Here is a 17215-nt window from a genome sequence, read left to right on the forward strand (position 1 = left end):
CCCCCCGGCACCAGGAACCGCCGCCCGTATCCATACATGCGCTCGACGGGTTACTCCGTGCGCAGCCCGTCCGCGCGCATCAGCCGCCACAGGACCGGCATGCTCAGGAGCGTCACCAGCGCGATCAGGGCGGCGCCGATGCCGACCACGGGCAGGAACACCCACCAGTCGTGGACCTCTTGCCCGCCCATCCCCAGCAGGACGACCCCGAGGCCGAGCCCGCCGGCCACGGCGAGGGCCAGGCCGAGGACGATCGGCACCGCCGTCTGCCACAGCACCGACAAGCCCAGGGTGGAGCGCCGGGTGCCGAAGGCGACGAGCGAGGAGAGCAGCCGCTTGCGGTCCCTGAGCTGCTCCAGGGTGGTGACCAGGAGCGAGGCCGCCACCAGGAGCATCGTCAGGGTGGAGCCGACGAGGATGCCGGTGCGGACGCTGGAGAAGGCCGCGTCGCGCTCGGTCTCCTTCAGGTCCTTCACCCAGACGGTCGGGTCGATCGCCGCCGCCGTGTTCCGCGCGTGCTCGGCGGCGTCGGGCACCGCCGGGTCGAGCCGGATCATGCTCTGCGCGTAGGGCGCGTCGAGCCGGGCCGAGTCGATCGCCGACGGGGTGACGAGGACGCCGTACCGGTACATGCCCGTCGGATCGGGGCGGGAGTCCACGACCTTCGCGCCCGCGGGGATCCGCCACTGCGGCAGCGGGCCGTTCGCGGGCCGCTGCGGCCCGTCCCGCGGCGGGTGCGGGTCGCGCAGGACGACCGTGGCGCCCGGCCGCGCGACCGCGGTGATCCGCGCGTCGTCCGGGGCGCCCTGCGCGCCGTGCGCGAGGGCGACGAAGACGTCGCCGTCCCGGCAGGAGGGCAGGGCGGCGAACTCCCGCAGGGAGGCGCAGTCGCCGACCCTGATCGAGGCCGACGGGGCGAAGTCCCTGTCCTTCTCCAGGGGGCCGGGCCGCCACGCGTTCGACTCGATGACCGACAGCGTCCCGGCGACGCCCTCGGTCCGGGCGAAGCGGGCGGTGATGTCGCGGGCCTCGGCGGCGGTCCTGCCCTGGAAACCGACGGCGATCCGGCTGCGGGACGAGTCCTCGCCGGTCGGCAGCGTGAAGTCGTTCTCCATCGCCTGGAAGAGCATCTGGAGCGCGATGGCGCCGGTGGCCGCGACGACGATGCCGCTGACCGCGCGGGCCGCCGTGCCGCTGCTCAACTGGAGCCTGCGGACGGCGAGCTGCCAGGCCACCGGGCCCGCGTGCAGCCGCTTCACCCCGGCCTCGACCAGCCACGGCAGGAGGGTGGTCAGACCGATGAGGAAGAGGACGGTCCCGGCCACGACGGGCACGGTGTCGATGCTGGTCTCGGTCACCGAGACCCGGCCCATGAGCGGCGCGAGCAGGGCGGCGCCTGCCGCCAGGAGCAGCAGCCGCCACCACAGCCGGCGGCGGCGCGGCGCGGCGGCCCGGACGACGCCGAGCGGCTCGATCGCCACCCCGCGCAGCGCGACGAGGGTGACCACGACCGAGGCGACCGGGACGGTCACGAGGGCGAGGGCGGCGAGCGCGGGCATCGGCACGACGTCGGAGGGGAAGGCGTTGGCGTCCCAGATGGTGAAGGAGCCGGCGAACTGCCGGGCCGCCGCGAAGAGTCCGGCGCCGGCCAGGAGGCCGAGGAGCGCGCCCGCGAGGGACTCGCCTGCCGCGATCCGCCGGGTCGTGGGGACGTCCGCGCCGACCAGCCGGAGCGCCGCGAGCCGCCGGTCGCGCTGCTCGCCGCCGAAGCGGACGGCGGTCGCGATGAAGACGAGCACCGGCAGCAGCAGGACGACGCAGGCGACGACCACGAGCAGGACCATGAAGGCGTTCATCGGCTCTTCGGGCACCGACCAGCCGAAGCGCTGGCCGCGCCCGTCGAAGTTGTCGGTGTCCAGGAAGCCGGCGTGGGCGACGTACCGCAGGTCGGCCGGGCCGATGAGCCCGTCCTTGCCGAGGGTCCCGACCGCCTCGTAGGGGAGCCGTTCCTTGAGCAGGGCGCCCTCGGGGGAGTCGAGCAGGTCGCGGAGCGCGGGGGAGACCAGCATCTCGCCGACCCGGGGGAACGCGGTCGCGCCCGGGGGGACCGGGGGCGCGTCGCCCTCGGCGCGCAGCAGCAGCCCCGAGACGACGTCGTCCCGGTAGGTGGTGGCACGGGTGAGGTGGAGAAAGGTGTCGGGCCCGGGGGCGGTGACCTCCCGGCTCCCGTCGACGGCGCGGACCGCCTCCCGCACCTCCCGCTGGAAGAGCATGTTCGGCAGCGAGGCGGCGAGCAGCAGCATCGCCACCCCGAAGCCGACGCCGGTCGCGGTCAGCAGGGTGCGCAGCAGGCCGGGGCGGCCGCCGGTGACGGCGAACCGGGCGCCGAGGGCCAGGTCGCGGGCCCAGACGCGGAGCCTCATGCCACCCACTCCGCGTCCCGCACGCGCCCGTCGCGGACCACGATCTCGCGGTCCGAGTAGGCGGCGACCCTGGCCTCGTGGGTGACGAGGACGACGGCGGCGCCGGTGTCCCGGGAGGCCTCGGTGAGCAGGCTCATGACCCGTTCGCCGTTGAGGGAGTCGAGGGCGCCGGTCGGCTCGTCGGCGAAGATCACCCGGGGCGCGGTGACGAGCGCGCGGGCGACGGCGACGCGCTGGCCCTGGCCGCCGGATATCTCGCCGGGGCGCTTGGCCGCGACCGTGTCGACCTCCAGGCGGGCGAGCCACTCGACGGCCCTTGCCTCGGCGGCCTTCCGCTTCTCGCCGTCGAGGCGGAGCGGGAGGGCCACGTTCTCCGCGCAGGTCAGCTCGGGGACGAGCTGGCCGAACTGGAAGACGAAGCCGAAGTCGGTGCGGCGCAGGGAGCTGCGCTCGCGGTCGGAGAGCGCGGTGAGGTCCCGCCCGTCGTAGGTGATGGTGCCGGCGTCGGGGCGGACGATCCCGGCCAGGCAGTGCAGCAGGGTGGACTTGCCCGAGCCGGAGGGGCCCATGACGGCGACGACCTCGCCGGCCCGCAGCGAGAAGTCGGCGCCCGCGAGCGCCGGGGTCGGCCCGTAGGCCTTGTCGAGGCCGGCGGCCCTGAGAAGCGGTACGGAGGTCATCGGCGGGCCCTTCTTCCGTCGTGTCCCGGGAGGCGCGGGGTCATCGGCGGACCTCCTCGGCGAGGCGGTCGAGCCGGGCGGCGGTCAGTTCCAGCCAGCGCAGGTCCGCCTCCAGGTGGAAGAGGGCGTGGTCGCAGATGAGCTGGTCGGCCAGGTCGCCGTCCTTCTTGCGCCGGGTGAGCTCGCGCATCAGGCGCAGGTGCTCGGAGCGCTGGGCGTCGAGGATCCCCTCGGCCCCGCGACCGGTCAGCAGGGCCAGGACCACCTTGGTGTAGAGGGTGGACTGGAGGTACGGCTCCGGCTTCTCGGGGGTGGCGAGCCACTGGGCGACATCGGTGATGCCCGCCTCGGTGACGGCGTACCGCTTCCGCTCGGGGCCGCCGCCCGCCTCGACGCCGTCGACGACCACGAGGCCGTTCTTCAGGAGCCGGGACATGGTCGAGTAGACCTGGCCGTAGTGGAGCGGCCGGTCGTGGCCGAATCTGTCGTCGAAGGCGCGCTTGAGGTCGTAGCCGTGGCGCGGGCCGGACTCCAGGAGCCCGAGGAGGGTGTGACCGATGGACATGCCGGTCACTGTACATGGTGTGTATACCTGCGATGTATAGCGGTCGGGGCAGGTGTCGGGCGGGCGCGGGGCGGGCGCCGGACAAGGGGTCGGCGCAAGCGGAATCCACCCTTCACGCAACCGTTCGACGCGTAGGGGCGTCGGTTCCTCTGGGCGTGGGTGCTGATTCTCACGTCCTGAAAAGACGTGATCGGTCTCCTATGTCCGTCCTGCCGGTGTTAGCTTGCTGAGCTGATCCGGCCCGCGCGGACACGCGCCGGAGCGCCGGGACACACGACGAGCGGAGCGACAGGACAGATGGGCCGACCTGAGACGGGCAAGGCGAGGAAGAGCGGCATACGCCGCCTCTTCTCCTGGAAGAAGCTCCTGGGCACCTTCTTGGTGTGCTGCCTGCTCGGCATGGGCGCCCTGTACGTCGTCTACCTCCTGGTCCCGGTGCCGACGGCCAACGCCGAGGCGACGATGCAGAGCAACATCTACAAGTACTCCAACGGCAAGATCCTCGCCCGCACCGGCGAGATCAACCGCGAGATCGTCGACCTCGACAAGATCCCCGAGCAGGTCCAGCAGGCGTTCGTCGCCGCCGAGAACAAGACCTTCTACAAGGACAACGGCGTCGACATCAAGGGCACCACCCGCGCCGCCTGGTCCACCATCACGGGCAAGGGCAAGCAGGGCGGCTCGACCATCACCCAGCAGTACGTCAAGAACTACTACCTGAGCCAGGACCAGACGGCGACCCGCAAGCTCAAGGAAATGGTCATCGCCCTCAAGGTCGACCAGAACATGGGCAAGAGCGAGATCCTCGCCGGGTACATGAACACCAGCTACTACGGGCGCAGCGCCTACGGCGTCCAGGCCGCCGCCCGCTCGTACTACGGCGTCGACGCCTCCCGGCTCACCACCGCCCAGGGCGCCTACCTCGCCGCCCTGCTCCAGGCTCCCAACCAGTACGACTGGACCTCCGCGAACGCCACCGGCCGCAAGCTCGTCGAGCAGCGCTGGAACTACGTCCTCGACAACATGGTCGAGCAGAACTGGCTGTCGGCCTCCGAGCGCGCCGGAATGAAGTTCCCCGTGCCGCAGAAGCCCAAGCCGCTCCCCGGCATGGAGGGCCAGACCGGCTACCTCGTCGAGGCCGCCAACCAGGAGCTGATGCGCCGGGGCGTCAGCGAGGAGGACATCAAGGCCGGCGGCTGGACGTTCACCCTCAACATCGACGAGAAGAAGCAGAAGGACCTCGTCAAGGCGGTCGACAGGCGGCTGGAGTCCAGGCTCGACCGCAAGGGGAACGAGAAGCACGCCGTCGTCCAGGCCGGCGCCACCTCCGTCGACCCGAAGACCGGCGCGGTCGTCGCCATGTACGGCGGCGTCGGCGCCACCGAGCACTGGATCTCCAACGCCACCCGCCGCGACTACCAGCCCGCCTCCACCTTCAAGCCGATCGTCCTCGCCTCCGCGATCGAGAACCACTCGAAGACCCAGGACGGGCGCCACATCGGCCTCGGCACGATCTACGACGGCACCAGCAAGCGCCCCGTCGTGGGCAGCGACATCCCCTTCGATCCGGAGAACGAGAGCAACCGCAGCTACGGCCCCGTCACCGTCCAGAAGGCCACCAACAGCTCGATCAACTCGGTCTACGCCCAGATGATCGTCGACGTCGGCCCCGCCAAGGTGAAGAAGACCGCCCTCGCCCTCGGCATGAAGGACGGCAGGGACTTCCCCGAGGCCCCCGCCATCTCCCTCGGCGTCATGAACGCCTCGACCCTGGACATGGCCGGCGTCTACGCCACCCTCGGCAACCACGGCAAGCGGGTCACCCCGACCCTGGTGAAGTCCGCCGCGCACCGGGACCGCACGGTCCGGGCCGCGGACGCGATCGGCGACCAGGTCATCACCCGCGAGGCCGCCGACACCGCCACCAAGGCCATGACCGGCGTCGTGCGCAGCGGCTCCGGGACCCTCGCCGCCGGGGACTACGCGGCCGCCGGCAAGACCGGCACCTCCGAGAACAACCGCTCCGCCTGGTTCGTCGGCTACACCCCCGAACTCGTCACCGCCGTCGGCCTCTTCGGCGAGGACGCCAAGGGCAACCAGGTCACCCTGACCAACACCATCAACCGGGGCCGCGCCAACGGCGGCGGCAAGCCCGCGCAGATCTGGGGCGACTACACGACGCGCGCCCTGAACGGCGGCTCCGACGCCCGGTTCGACCTGGAGACCGACGGCACGGACGCCGTCGAGCCCGACCCCGGCGCGACCACCGAGGGCCCCGAGGAGCCGACGGACGAGCCGACCACGGCCTCCCCGGGCACCACGACCCCGCCCGCGACCGAACCCGCCACCACCCCGCCGACCCGCACGAGCGACCCGGCCACCACCCCGCCGACGCCCACCGACGAGCCGACGACCGGCGAGCCGTCCCCGCCGCCCTCCGTCGAACCGCCCGACGGCGGCGGCACCGGCCCCGACCCGGGCGGCGACACGACCGGCAGGCCCGTCCGCCCGACGGCGCCGCGATAACGAGGCAGCCGTACGGAGACGCACGGAAGGCCGGACCCCCCCGGGGGGTCCGGCCTTCCGGCCGTCCGGGGACGATCCCGCTCAGGTACGGGTCGCCAGCTCGAACCAGACCACCTTGCCGCCCGAGAGCCGGGTCGCCCCCCAGCGCCGGGCCAGCCGGTTCACCAGGAACAGGCCGCGCCCGCCCTCGTCCGTGTCCCGCGCCCGCCGCTGCCGGGGCAGCTGCGGGGAGTCGTCGCCGACCTCGCAGCGCAGCACGTCCGTACGGAGCAGCCGCAGGGTCACGGGCCGCTCCGCGTACCGCACGGCGTTCGTCACGACCTCGCTGATCAGCAGCTCCACCGAGTCCGTCAGCTCCTCCAGGTCCCAGCGGGCCAGCGCCCGCCGGGCGAGCCGCCGGGCACGGCCCGGGGCCGCGTCCTCCGGATCCAGGAACCAGTACGCCACGTCGCTCGGCGCGATCCCGTCGAACCGGGCCGCGAGCAGCGCGATGTCGTCGTCCCGGTCGCCCGGACCCAGCATGTCGAGGACGTCGTCGCAGAGCGCCTCCAGGGGCGGCGAGTGGTCGGGCCCGGTCAGCTGCGCGGTCGCCGCCAGGCGCTCCCGCAGCTGCTCGATCCCCGTCCACACGTCCCGCAGCCGGGACTCCACCAGACCGTCGGTGTACAGCAGCAGCGTGGCACCGGCCGGGGCGTCCAGCTCGACCGCCTCGAAGTCCACCCCGCCCACTCCGATCGGCGCGCCCGGCGGCACCCGCAGCACCTCCGCGCGCCCGCCCAGATGGAGCAGTATCGGCGGCGGATGGCCGGCGTTCGCCACCGTGATCCGGTGCGAGACCGGGTCGTACACCGCGTACATGCAGGTGGCCATCCGGTTCTCGCCGAGCCGCTGCGCCTGCTCGTCCAGGTGGTGCAGCACCTCCTGCGGCGGCAGGTCGAGCCCGGCCAGGGTCTGCGCGGTGGTGCGCAGCTGGCCCATGATCGCCGCCGACGTCATGGAGTGGCCCATGACGTCGCCCACGACCAGGGCGACCCTGCTGCCGGGCAGCGGGATCGCGTCGTACCAGTCGCCGCCCACCCGGGCCGTCTCGGCCGCCGGCAGATAGCGCGAGGCCAGCCTGACCCCGGTCGGCTGCGGCAGCGAGTCCGGCAGCATCGTCCGCTGGAGCTCGTCCGCGATGTACGCCTCCCGGCCGTACAGGACCGCCTTGTCGATGCCGAGCGCCGTGTGGGTGGCCAGCTGGGCCGCCACCAACAGGTCGTTCGGCTCGAAGCCGGCCCGCTCCGGACGGCGCAGGAACACGGCCGCGCCGATCACCCGGCGCCGGCCGCGCAGCGGAGCCAGTATCGCCCGCAGCCCGCCGGGCAGCGGATGGTCGGTGCCGAGCAGCTCGGACAGGGCCTCCCGGGCGGCGGCGGAGTCGCCGAAGACCGGCCGCACCCCGCGCAGCACCTCGGCGAGGGCTCCTCCGGACCGCACCTCGCAGAGTTCGGCCGCGGGGGTCGGATCCGGATCGGGCACGAGGACGAGCTCCTCGGACTCCGGGTCCGTTAACCGCAGCCGGTCCGTCCGGCGCAGCCGCAGCACGAACGGCGCCACCGGGCGCTCGTCGCCCACCGGCAGCGGATCGCGCAGGTAGACCAGGATCTCGTCGGAGAACGTGGGCACGGTCGCCCGGCACAGGCCGAGCACGATCTCGTCCAGGTCGATGCCGCGGGCGATGCGGCGGGTCGCCGCCCCGACGAACCGCAGCCGCTCGCCCTCCCGCCGCGCCGAGGCGGTCCCGCCGCCGCCGGACGGCTGCGGGGAGACGGCGACGGCCACGGCGGCGGAGCCGCCCGGGACACCGGCCCCGAGGGGCGCCGCGGGCGCGCCGGGCGCCGCCGGGGACTCCGTACCGGGGACCGATGATCCGCCCGGCTGCGCGGGCACGTCGGGCAGGCCGGCCGCCGCCTCCTGGCGGGGGCGCGCACGTTCCTGCGGCCGGGCGGCCAGGGGCCGCCGGCCTTCGTGGGAGGTGGGATGCTCCGTCACGCGTGGGATTCCGTCCGTCCGGGCCGGTGGTGCGATGCACTCGCTCTTCTCGCCGATGCCGCGCCTTCGGCGGGGATAAACCCCTCGTGTGCGGCGGATGCGGACGCTCCGCGGGGCGCGGCGGCGACGGGGGTCGGAACACCCGGGCAGACGTCCGGCACTGCTCTCCCCCTCGTGGGTGACTGTCGGTCAGGTCCAGTGTGCTGTTCGGTCGCTGACGTACTGTTCGGTAGGTCCGACGTGCCGTGCGGTCCGTCTCCGACGTGCGGAGGACGATCCTACGTTTGAACCCCTGGGGCGCATCAAGGGTCTCACGGCCCGGTGTGCGCCGGGGTGCGATCCCAGTCCGCCGGCAGTTCCGGAACGCGCCAGGCCGGATCCGGCCGCCAGTGCTCCCAGCCGTCCGCGAACGGCGCTCCCCACGCCCGGATCCGCTCCACCGCGAGCCGCCCGGCGGCCCGCACCTCCGCGGCCTGCTCCGGGCCCATCAGGCCGGACCGCTGGGCCTGCGCGAACTCGTCCTCGTCCCGCCACAGCCAGCTGCGGTCCGGGTAGACGGAGATGTCGAGGAAGTGGTCCTCGGAGTCGACGCCGCCGGACCAGCGGGTCCGCGGCTCCTCCAGGTTCACGTACCAGCTCCGGAAGCGCCAGCCGCGCTCCCAGAACAGCCACACCGACCACGGCTCGCCGGGCCGCGCCAGCTTCAGCACCCCGCTGCCGGCCCAGCGGGCCCGCTCGGTGGTGCGGGGAGCGGTGTAGCGGGTGGCGAGCGGCTCGTCGTGGACGGAGGTGCCGTCGGCGAGCACGGGCCGGACGCACTCGGTGCCGGGCGCCATCCAGACCGCGAGCAGCTCGGGCGTGTCCTGGACGACCGTCACCGGCCGGCAGATGTGCACGGCCCCGGTGCCGTTGCCGCGGTAGCGCCAGAGGACGTGGTCCCCCGGCGCCCAGTGCTGAGAGGCGTCCGATCCTGTCATGCGCAGATCTTAGGGGCGCGCTCCCACCCGTGCTGCGACGCGGGTCACGGAAGAGCCGGCGCGCGGGGTGTACGGGGCCGTCGGCGGGCCGGACGGCCCCCTCCCCCCTCTCTACGGGTGCGTCATCCGCAGCACGTCCAGCGCCTCGTCCAGCTGTTCCACCGTGAGGTCGCCCCGCTCGACGTAGCCGGACTCCAGGACCACCTCGCGGATGGTCTTCCGCTCCGCGAGGGACTTCTTGGCGACCTTGGCCGCCTCCTCGTAGCCGATGTACTTGTTCAGCGGGGTGACCACGGACGGCGAGGACTCGGCGTACTCGCGGGCGCGCTCGGCGTTGGCCGTGATCCCGTCGACCGTGCGGTCCGCGAGCAGCCGGGAGGCGTTGGCCAGAAGCCGTACGGATTCCAGCAGGTTCTTGGCCATCACCGGCAGCATCACGTTGAGCTCGAAGTTGCCGGCCGCGCCCGCCACCGCCACCGTGGTGTCGTTTCCGGTCACCTGCGCGGCGACCATCAGGACCGCCTCGGGGATCACCGGGTTCACCTTGCCCGGCATGATCGAGGAGCCGGGCTGGAGGTCGGGCAGGTTGATCTCGGCGAGGCCCGTGCGCGGCCCGCTCGCCATCCAGCGCAGATCGTTGGCGATCTTGGTGAGGGAGACGGCGATGGTCCTGAGCTGCCCCGACGTCTCCACCAGGCCGTCGCGGGCGCCCTGCGCCTCGAAGTGGTCGCGGGCCTCGGTCAGCGGCAGTCCGGTCGTCCGGGCGACCTCCGCGATGACGGCCGCCGAGAAGCCGGCCGGGGTGTTGATGCCGGTGCCCACCGCCGTGCCGCCGAGGGGGAGTTCGGCGAGCCGGGGGAGCGCGGCCCGCAGCCGCTCGATCCCGTACCCGACCTGCGCCGCGTAGCCGCCGAACTCCTGGCCCAGGGTGACCGGGGTGGCGTCCATCAGGTGCGTGCGGCCGGACTTCACGACCTTCGCGAATTCGGCCGATTTTCGTTCCAGGGCGGCGGCCAGGTGCTCCAGGGCGGGGATCAGGTCGCGGGTCACGGCGCCGGTCGCCGCGATGTGGATGGAGGACGGGAAGACGTCGTTGGACGACTGCGAGGCGTTCACGTGGTCGTTGGGGTGCACCTCCCGGCCCTCGGGCAGCCGCTCGGTGGCGAGGGTGGCGATCACCTCGTTGGTGTTCATGTTGGACGAGGTGCCCGAGCCGGTCTGGAAGACGTCCACGGGGAAGTGCGCGTCCCAGCGCCCCTCCGCGACCTCCGCCGCCGCCGAGGCGATCGCCTCCGCGCGGTCCTCGTCGATCACCCCGAGCCCGGCGTTGACCGTGGCGGCGGCGGCCTTGATCCGGGCCAGGGCCTCGATGTGGGCGCGCTCCAGGCGCTGGCCCGAGACGGGGAAGTTCTCCACCGCCCGCTGGGTCTGGGCCCGCCACTTGGCGTGCGCGGGGACCCGCACCTCGCCCATGGAGTCGTGCTCGATCCGGAAGTCCCCGGCCTGCTCGCTGTCGTTCATCTTCTCCAACCTCCCGCAAAAGTTGAGCACTTGTCTTGTTCGATGTATTCCCAAGGCGCGTACCGGCCAGTAAAAACCGTGGGTAACCCCACTTCCAGGAGGCGCAATGACGCGCACCAGGTACAGATTCCGCCGACCCGTCGCCGCCGTCGCCACGGCCGCCGCGGTCCTCGGAACGATGATCGCGGCCACCGCTCCCGCCGGCGCGGCCGACACGGCCGCGGCCACGGGCACGAGGGCCGCCGCCACCTCCGTACCCCTGCCCCCCGCCCTGGAGACCATCCGGGCGGCCGAGGCGACCAAGATCTACGGAAGCCCCGAGGAGCGCCCGCTCGACCAGCGGAAGAGCGGACTGATCTCGCTCGGCGACAGCGAGATCTCCGGCGAGGGCGTCGGCACCTACGAACCCCCCACCAACGGTCCCGCCAACTGGTGCCACCGTTCGCCCGAGGCCGCCGTCCACCGCACCGGCATCCCCGCGGACCTCACGTTCAACGTGTCCTGCTCCGGCGCGTACACCGGAAACATCAAGGTCGGCGGCTCCAAGCAGTACGCCGACGAACTCGTCCAGAGCGACAGCCTCGCCATCAAGGCCCGCAACACCCGCATCAAGATGGTCCTGCTCGTCGCCGGGGCCAACGACGACCTCCAGTTCGGCCCGGTCATGACCGACTGCGTCACCCGCTACCTGCTGAGCCAGGGCGCCTGCGAGCCCAAGTACGCCCCCGGCTGGCAGGCCCGCGTCGACGGACTCGTCCCCAAGGTCGAGCAGACCGTCCGCGACCTCAAGGGCGTCATGCGCGACGCCGGATACGCCGACGGCGACTACAAGCTCGTCCTCATGGGCTACCCGAGCCCGATCGGCCCCGACTTCCGCGACAACCCGAACTTCCCCGGCAAGCTGGTCTGCGGCGGCATGGGCTACGACTCCGACACCGTCTGGGGCCGCAACACCGCCGTCCCCGCCTTCGAGCGCGGCATGCGGAAGGCCGCCGCGTCCACCGGCGCCACCTACCTCGACAACTCCCGCCTCTTCCACGGCCACGAGGTCTGCACGGAGGAGCCCTGGGCCCGGGGCCTCTACATCGACCTCTCCAAGCCCGGCCTCCCGGACGAGAACTCGGTCCGGCAGTCCTTCCACCCCAACGCGCGCGGGCACGCCGCCTTCGCGTCCTGCCTCACCCAGCTCTACGCCTCGGGCCTGCGCGAGGCGAGCTGCGCCGACGTGAACTCCACCGGGAAGCCCGCCCTCTTCCCGCTCGCCTGGGACGACGCCTACCGTCCGCTGAAGAACCAGGCGACCGGCAACTGCCTGGACGTCGACGCGGCCGCCAGCGCCAACGGCACCCGGGTCCTCGGCTGGGACTGCCACGACGGCCGCAACCAGACCTGGTGGTACGACTCCGCCCGGCAGACCGTCCACACCGGCCTCACCCAGGACCGCTGCGTGGACGTGCCCGACCTCCAGTACCGCGCCGGCACGGGCCTGATCCTCTGGAACTGCCACGGCGGCGCCAACCAGAGGTTCGTCCGCGACGGCGCCACCCTCCGGCCCGCCGCCGCGACCGGCATGTGCCTCACCCAGGGCGCGGCGAAGGAGCAGATCAGGCTCCGGGCCTGCGACGGCTCCGCGCAGCAGAAGTTCGCGTAGCCCGCACCCGGCCGGAAACGCCGCGGCCCCCGTCCGGCGAGGGACGGGGGCCGCGGTCACGGCTCAGCCGAGCTTCAGGCTCGTACGGGCCAGCTCGTACGCCGGGAGCATCGCGCGGTGCTCCTCGGTGTCCGACCCGCCGAGATCGACGACGACCACCCCCCGCGGGGTGGCGACGGCGAAGGCGCGCTCCTCCTTGTCCTCGTCGAAGAGCTCGCTCCGCACCGTGTACGTCGCCTCGACGACGGGCAGCCCGCCCGCCCCGCTCTCCCGGTAGGAGACGGCCGAGCTGCTCTCGTCCCCCTTCACGAAGGCTTCGAGCGCGGCCCGCGCGGACGGCTGCGCGGAGCCCTTCTCCACCGTCCACACCCGCAGGAAGCCGATGTGCCCGGCCGGCTTGGCGTCGATCTCGCAGCGCATGACGGCCGGCCCCTGGCGCGCCAGGTCCGCCAGGTCCGGGTCCTTGGGGAGCTCGACCGCCTTCGGCTTCCAGTCCTTCGCCAGGGAGAAGGAGACCGGCAGCGGGCAGGCCGTCCCCGGCCCGCCGAGGGAGGCCGCGGCGGCGGGCACGGCCGGGGTCGCGGCCTCCGAGGGCGTGGCGTCCGACGGCTTCGCGGTCGGTGCCGGCGCCCCCGGGACGGCCTCGGGGCGCGGCTCGGAGCCGCCGCAGCCGGTCAGCAGCGGCCCCGCCACGAGGACGACGGGGACCAGGAGCCGTATCGGAAGTCTCATGATCGGCAGCGTAACCGCCCCCGGACCCCGGGAGGACGTCAGGAGAGCTTGCCGCCGTAGTCCGGCAGCTTGAAGGTGCGCTCGGCGTGGCCGCCGACCAGGTCGGTGGTGTTGTTCCCGATGTTCGCGATGATCGTGTAGCCCTTGGCCTCGATCTCCGCGCGCTTCTCGGTCTTGTACGCGCTGACCTCGGCGAACAGGTCGGGCAGCGAGCGCACGTACAGGCCGTCGACCGGGTAGCCGGCCTTCCTCAGGTTCCAGTCGGTGAGCGAGTGGATGATCCCGGGCCGCGCGGTGACGAAGAAGACGGCCACCCCGCGCGCGTGGGCGTCCCGGACGAGGGCGCGGACGTCGGCGATGGCCGGGGTGGGCAGCTCCCAGAACGGGTGGAAGTCCGTCTCCAGGGAGCTGTTGTCGATGTCGAGGACCAGGGCCTGCTTCTCGCGTCCGGCGTCCTTGGCGCGCTCCTCGACGTACGGGCGCGCCTCGGCGACGACGGCCGCCACGTCGCGGCGCCAGGTGGCGTAGTCGATGCCGGCGATGGCGGCGGTCGACACCAGGTGGTCGTTCGGGGCGGAGGCGGTGGCGGCGGACGCGCTGGGCGCGGGCCCGACGACGAGGAACGCGGAGAGGGCGAGGGCGGCGGCGGATCCGGCGGCGGCGCGCCCGCGGAGGGGGGTGGAGGGCATGGGGGCTCCCGAGAGGTCGACCAATGCGGACTGATCGGTGGGTGCTGCTCAGTGCTTGTCATGCTCGCGCCCCATACTGACGGGTAGGCGACGGGAGGACTACCGGTCGGTAGCGACTTTCTGGCCCGACGGCGTCCGGACACGCCGACGCCCCCGGTCCGAAGGGACCGGGGGCGTCGGCGGGGTGACGAAGGGTCAGGCCAGGCCGGGGCCCCGCACCGGGATGTGCGTGAACGTCGGCTCCGGGGCCGGGTTCTGGAAGAAGTCGTTGCCCTTGTCGTCCACCACGATGAACGCCGGGAAGTCCTCGACCTCGATCTTCCAGACCGCCTCCATGCCGAGCTCCTCGTACTCGACGACCTCGACCTTCTTGATGCAGTCCTGCGCGAGGCGCGCCGCCGGGCCGCCGATCGAGCCGAGGTAGAAGCCGCCGTGGCCGCCGCACGCGTCCGTGACCTGCTTCGAGCGGTTGCCCTTGGCCAGCATGACCTTCGAGCCGCCCGCCGCCTGGAACTGCTCCACGTACGAGTCCATGCGGCCGGCCGTCGTCGGGCCGAAGGAGCCGGAGGCATAGCCCTCGGGGGTCTTCGCCGGGCCCGCGTAGTACACCGGGTGGTCCTTCAGGTACTGCGGCATCTCCTCGCCCGCGTCCAGGCGCTCCTTGATCTTGGCGTGCGCGATGTCGCGCGCCACGACCAGCGGGCCGGTCAGCGAGAGGCGGGTCTTGACCGGGTACTTGGTCAGCTCGGCGAGGATCTCGTCCATCGGCTGGTTGAGGTCGATCCGCACCACGTCGGAGGCCTCGTCGAGGTGCTCGTCGGTGGTCTCCGGCAGGAAGCGCGCCGGGTCCGTCTCCAGCTGCTCCAGGAAGACGCCCTCGGCGGTGATCTTCGCGACGGCCTGGCGGTCGGCCGAGCAGGAGACGGCGATGGCGACGGGCAGCGAGGCGCCGTGGCGCGGCAGGCGCACCACGCGCACGTCGTGGCAGAAGTACTTGCCGCCGAACTGCGCGCCGATGCCGATCCTCTGCGTCAGCTCGAAGACCTTCTCCTCCAGCTCCTTGTCGCGGAAGCCGTGGCCGGTCTCGGCCGAGCCCTCGGTGGGCAGCTCGTCCAGGTAGTGCGCGGAGGCGTACTTCGCGGTCTTCAGGGCGAACTCGGCGCTGGTGCCGCCGACGACGATCGCCAGGTGGTACGGCGGGCAGGCGGCCGTGCCGAGCGAACGGATCTTCTCCTCCAGGAACTTCATCATGGAGGCCTCGTTCAGGACCGCCTTGGTCTCCTGGTAGAGGAAGGACTTGTTGGCGGAGCCGCCGCCCTTGGCCATGAAGAGGAACTTGTACGCGCCGCCGTCGGTCGCGTACAGCTCGATCTGCGCGGGCAGGTTCGAGCCGGTGTTCTTCTCCTCCCACATGGTGACCGGGGCCATCTGCGAGTACCGCAGGTTGAGCTTGGTGTACGCGTCGTAGACGCCCTTGGACAGGGCCTCCTCGTCGCGGCCGGAGGTCAGCACGTTCTGGCCGCGCTTGCCCATGACGATCGCGGTGCCGGTGTCCTGGCACATCGGGAGGACGCCGGCGGCGGCGATGTTCGCGTTCTTGAGGAGGTCGAGCGCGACGAACTTGTCGTTGCCCGAGGCCTCCGGGTCGTCGATGATCCGGCGCAGCTGGGCCAGGTGGGCCGGGCGCAGGAAGTGCTGGATGTCGTGGATCGCCTCGGCGGCCAGCCGCCGCAGCGCCTCCGGCTCGACCTTGAGGAACGTACGCCCGTCGGCCTCGAAGGTCGAGACGCCTTCGGCGGTCACCAGGCGGTAGGGCGTGGTGTCCTCTCCCAGGGGGAGCAGATCGGAGTACGAAAACTCTGGCATGACGGCGGTCATTCCTCACTCGGCGGGCGACGGCGCCGCCTCCGTTGGCAACGCGCCCTCCAGCGTAGAACGCCCCCGTTCCGCCGATCCTGTGAGGTAAGGCTCACTTGGTACGGGCCGACCGGATCCGGCCCCGTCCACAGGTACCGGCCCCGCCCCCTGGTCGCGATCTATCGCGTTTCGCTAGGCTGGCTCCGTGGACCTCGAAAAGCAGCCCGAACCCGAGAAGCAGCCGCAGCCGCAGCGGTCGGCCGCCCCCGCCGAGACCGCCCCCGCGGAGCCCGCCTTCGCCGATCCGCGGGGCGCGCTGCGGGCCTCGGACGCGGACCGGGACCGGATCGCCGACATCCTCGGGGACGCCCTGGCCGAGGGGCGGCTCGACGCCGAGGAGCACTCCGACCGGATCGACGCGGTCTACCGGGCCAAGACGGTCGGCGAGCTGGAGCCGATCGTCCGCGACCTGCCGGCCGCCCGGACCTCCCGGCCGGAGCCCGAGCCGGCCTACTCCTACGGCCCCGACGACCAGGAGGGGACCCCGGACAACCTGGTGGCGATCTTCTCCAGCACCACCCGCAAGGGCCGCTGGCGGGTCAGCCGCCGGACGAACGCCTTCGCGTTCTTCGGGAACATCGAGATCGACCTGACCGAGGCGATCTTCGCCCAGCGCCTGACCACGATCAACGCCACCTCCATCTTCGGCAACGTCGAGGTGCGGGTCCCGGAGAACATCAGCCTGCGCGGCAACGGCAGCGGGATCTTCGGCAACTTCGAGGTCGTGACCCTGGAGGGCGTCGACCCGCAGGCCCCGGTCGTCGTCATCAACGGCTACTCGGTCTTCGGGAACGTCGAGGCGCGGCCCAAGCGCGGCAAGTGGATCACGGACCTCCAGGGCAGGATGCGCAAGCACCTCGGCCACTGACGACGGGCCCGCGCGCGGCCGGCCGCCCCGGCGGGCGACCGGAATCCGCCGTCGGGCATCCGCAGTGCGGAACGGCGCGGCACCCAGTGCATAGGCGCGCGCACAGCGGGTAAGGCTCGTGGCATCGCCTCTCGCTCGCGAAGCCGTCGTCAGTCGTCAGGAGTAGACCGTGCTGCAACTGCCGCATCAGCCCCTCCAGGCCGTCGCCGTTCCTCCCGCCCGCACCCCGGCCCGCGAGGACGAGGGCGGCCCGTGGCACGCGGAGGCGGTGTGCCGCCGTGACGAGGCAGGACTCTTCTTCGCTCCCTCCAAGGAGCCGACGGCCGCGCGGCTCGCCCGCGAGGAGGCCGCCAAGCGGGTCTGCGCGCGGTGTCCGGTGATGGTCGAGTGCCGCGAGCACGCGCTGCTCCAGCCCGAGCCGTACGGGGTGTGGGGCGGGCTCACGGCGGCGGAGCGCCGCGTCGTCCTCGCCCGGCGCCGGCGGCGCGAGGTGGAGCTGAGGAAGGCCGCCGCGACGGAGCGGATCGCCCAGGCGGGCTGACGGAGGCGCGGAGCCCGGACGCCGGGACCGGACGCGGGACCTGCGTCGATCCGTACGTACACAGAAGGGCGCCCCCACCGCACATGGGGGC

Annotated in this window: 13 protein-coding genes; 4 read left to right on the forward strand and 9 right to left on the reverse strand. The window is 72.7% G+C overall.

Translation table 11 applies throughout. The features are described 5' to 3' along the window. Positions 1-50: 50 nt before the first annotated feature. Genes AB0398_RS01825 through AB0398_RS01835 form a run of 3 tightly spaced genes read right to left on the reverse strand, consistent with a single transcriptional unit; the run spans position 51 to position 3668 of the window. Positions 51-2423: an FtsX-like permease family protein gene (locus tag AB0398_RS01825; RefSeq protein WP_366371505.1), complete on the reverse strand. Its 2373-nt coding sequence runs from the start codon at positions 2421-2423 to the stop codon at positions 51-53. Further along, positions 2420-3103, reverse strand: coding sequence for an ABC transporter ATP-binding protein (locus tag AB0398_RS01830; protein ID WP_366371507.1), 684 nt, complete (start codon positions 3101-3103; stop codon positions 2420-2422). Before AB0398_RS01830 ends, AB0398_RS01825 begins: the two co-directional genes overlap by 4 nt. 40 nt (positions 3104-3143) lie before the next feature. Next, positions 3144-3668, reverse strand: coding sequence for a PadR family transcriptional regulator (locus AB0398_RS01835; RefSeq protein ID WP_366371509.1), 525 nt, complete (start codon positions 3666-3668; stop codon positions 3144-3146). Between the two features lie 297 nt (positions 3669-3965). Here AB0398_RS01835 and AB0398_RS01840 point away from each other — a divergent pair, with 297 nt between their 5' ends. Beyond that, positions 3966-6194 carry a transglycosylase domain-containing protein gene (locus AB0398_RS01840; RefSeq protein ID WP_366371511.1) on the forward strand — a complete coding sequence of 743 codons (2229 nt, stop codon included), beginning with the start codon at positions 3966-3968 and terminating at the stop codon, positions 6192-6194. Between the two features lie 81 nt (positions 6195-6275). Here the strand turns inward: AB0398_RS01840 and AB0398_RS01845 are convergent, their stop codons facing one another. The 3 genes from AB0398_RS01845 to AB0398_RS01855 all read right to left on the reverse strand — a co-directional run bounded on the left by AB0398_RS01845 (position 6276) and on the right by AB0398_RS01855 (position 10726). Next, positions 6276-8228: an ATP-binding SpoIIE family protein phosphatase gene (locus AB0398_RS01845; protein ID WP_366371513.1), complete on the reverse strand. Its 1953-nt coding sequence runs from the start codon at positions 8226-8228 to the stop codon at positions 6276-6278. Positions 8229-8539: 311 nt separating this feature from the next. Then, positions 8540-9205 (reverse strand): DUF402 domain-containing protein, encoded by a 666-nt coding sequence (locus AB0398_RS01850; protein WP_366371515.1) that lies wholly within the window; start codon positions 9203-9205, stop codon positions 8540-8542. Positions 9206-9316: 111 nt separating this feature from the next. Further along, positions 9317-10726: a class II fumarate hydratase gene (locus tag AB0398_RS01855; protein WP_366371517.1), complete on the reverse strand. Its 1410-nt coding sequence runs from the start codon at positions 10724-10726 to the stop codon at positions 9317-9319. Between the two features lie 106 nt (positions 10727-10832). On the opposite strand from AB0398_RS01855, the gene AB0398_RS01860 reads away from it, so the two are divergent. Next, the gene (locus AB0398_RS01860) at positions 10833-12377 is read left to right on the forward strand and encodes a ricin-type beta-trefoil lectin domain protein (RefSeq protein ID WP_366371519.1); all 1545 of its coding nucleotides are present in this window, start codon (positions 10833-10835) and stop codon (positions 12375-12377) included. Between the two features lie 63 nt (positions 12378-12440). On the opposite strand, the gene AB0398_RS01865 is transcribed toward AB0398_RS01860, so the two are convergent. From AB0398_RS01865 to AB0398_RS01875, 3 genes are all read right to left on the reverse strand, one after another. Next, positions 12441-13109 (reverse strand): lipoprotein, encoded by a 669-nt coding sequence (locus AB0398_RS01865; protein ID WP_366371521.1) that lies wholly within the window; start codon positions 13107-13109, stop codon positions 12441-12443. Between the two features lie 38 nt (positions 13110-13147). Beyond that, the gene (locus tag AB0398_RS01870) at positions 13148-13798 is read right to left on the reverse strand and encodes an HAD family acid phosphatase (RefSeq protein WP_366371523.1); all 651 of its coding nucleotides are present in this window, start codon (positions 13796-13798) and stop codon (positions 13148-13150) included. Between the two features lie 195 nt (positions 13799-13993). Further along, complete coding sequence (locus tag AB0398_RS01875) at positions 13994-15664, reverse strand: fumarate hydratase (RefSeq protein ID WP_366371524.1); 1671 nt, start codon at positions 15662-15664, stop codon at positions 13994-13996. Between the two features lie 196 nt (positions 15665-15860). On the opposite strand from AB0398_RS01875, the gene AB0398_RS01880 reads away from it, so the two are divergent. Together AB0398_RS01880 and AB0398_RS01885 are read left to right on the forward strand one after the other, a co-directional pair. Then, the gene (locus AB0398_RS01880; RefSeq protein WP_366371526.1) at positions 15861-16583 is read left to right on the forward strand and encodes a DUF1707 domain-containing protein; all 723 of its coding nucleotides are present in this window, start codon (positions 15861-15863) and stop codon (positions 16581-16583) included. A 169-nt stretch (positions 16584-16752) separates the two neighbouring features. Next, positions 16753-17124, forward strand: coding sequence for a WhiB family transcriptional regulator (locus AB0398_RS01885; RefSeq protein WP_366371528.1), 372 nt, complete (start codon positions 16753-16755; stop codon positions 17122-17124). Positions 17125-17215: the final 91 nt, after the last annotated feature.

The organism is Streptomyces sp. NPDC086147 (assembly GCF_040702165.1).
Lineage (GTDB): Bacteria > Actinomycetota > Actinomycetes > Streptomycetales > Streptomycetaceae > Streptomyces.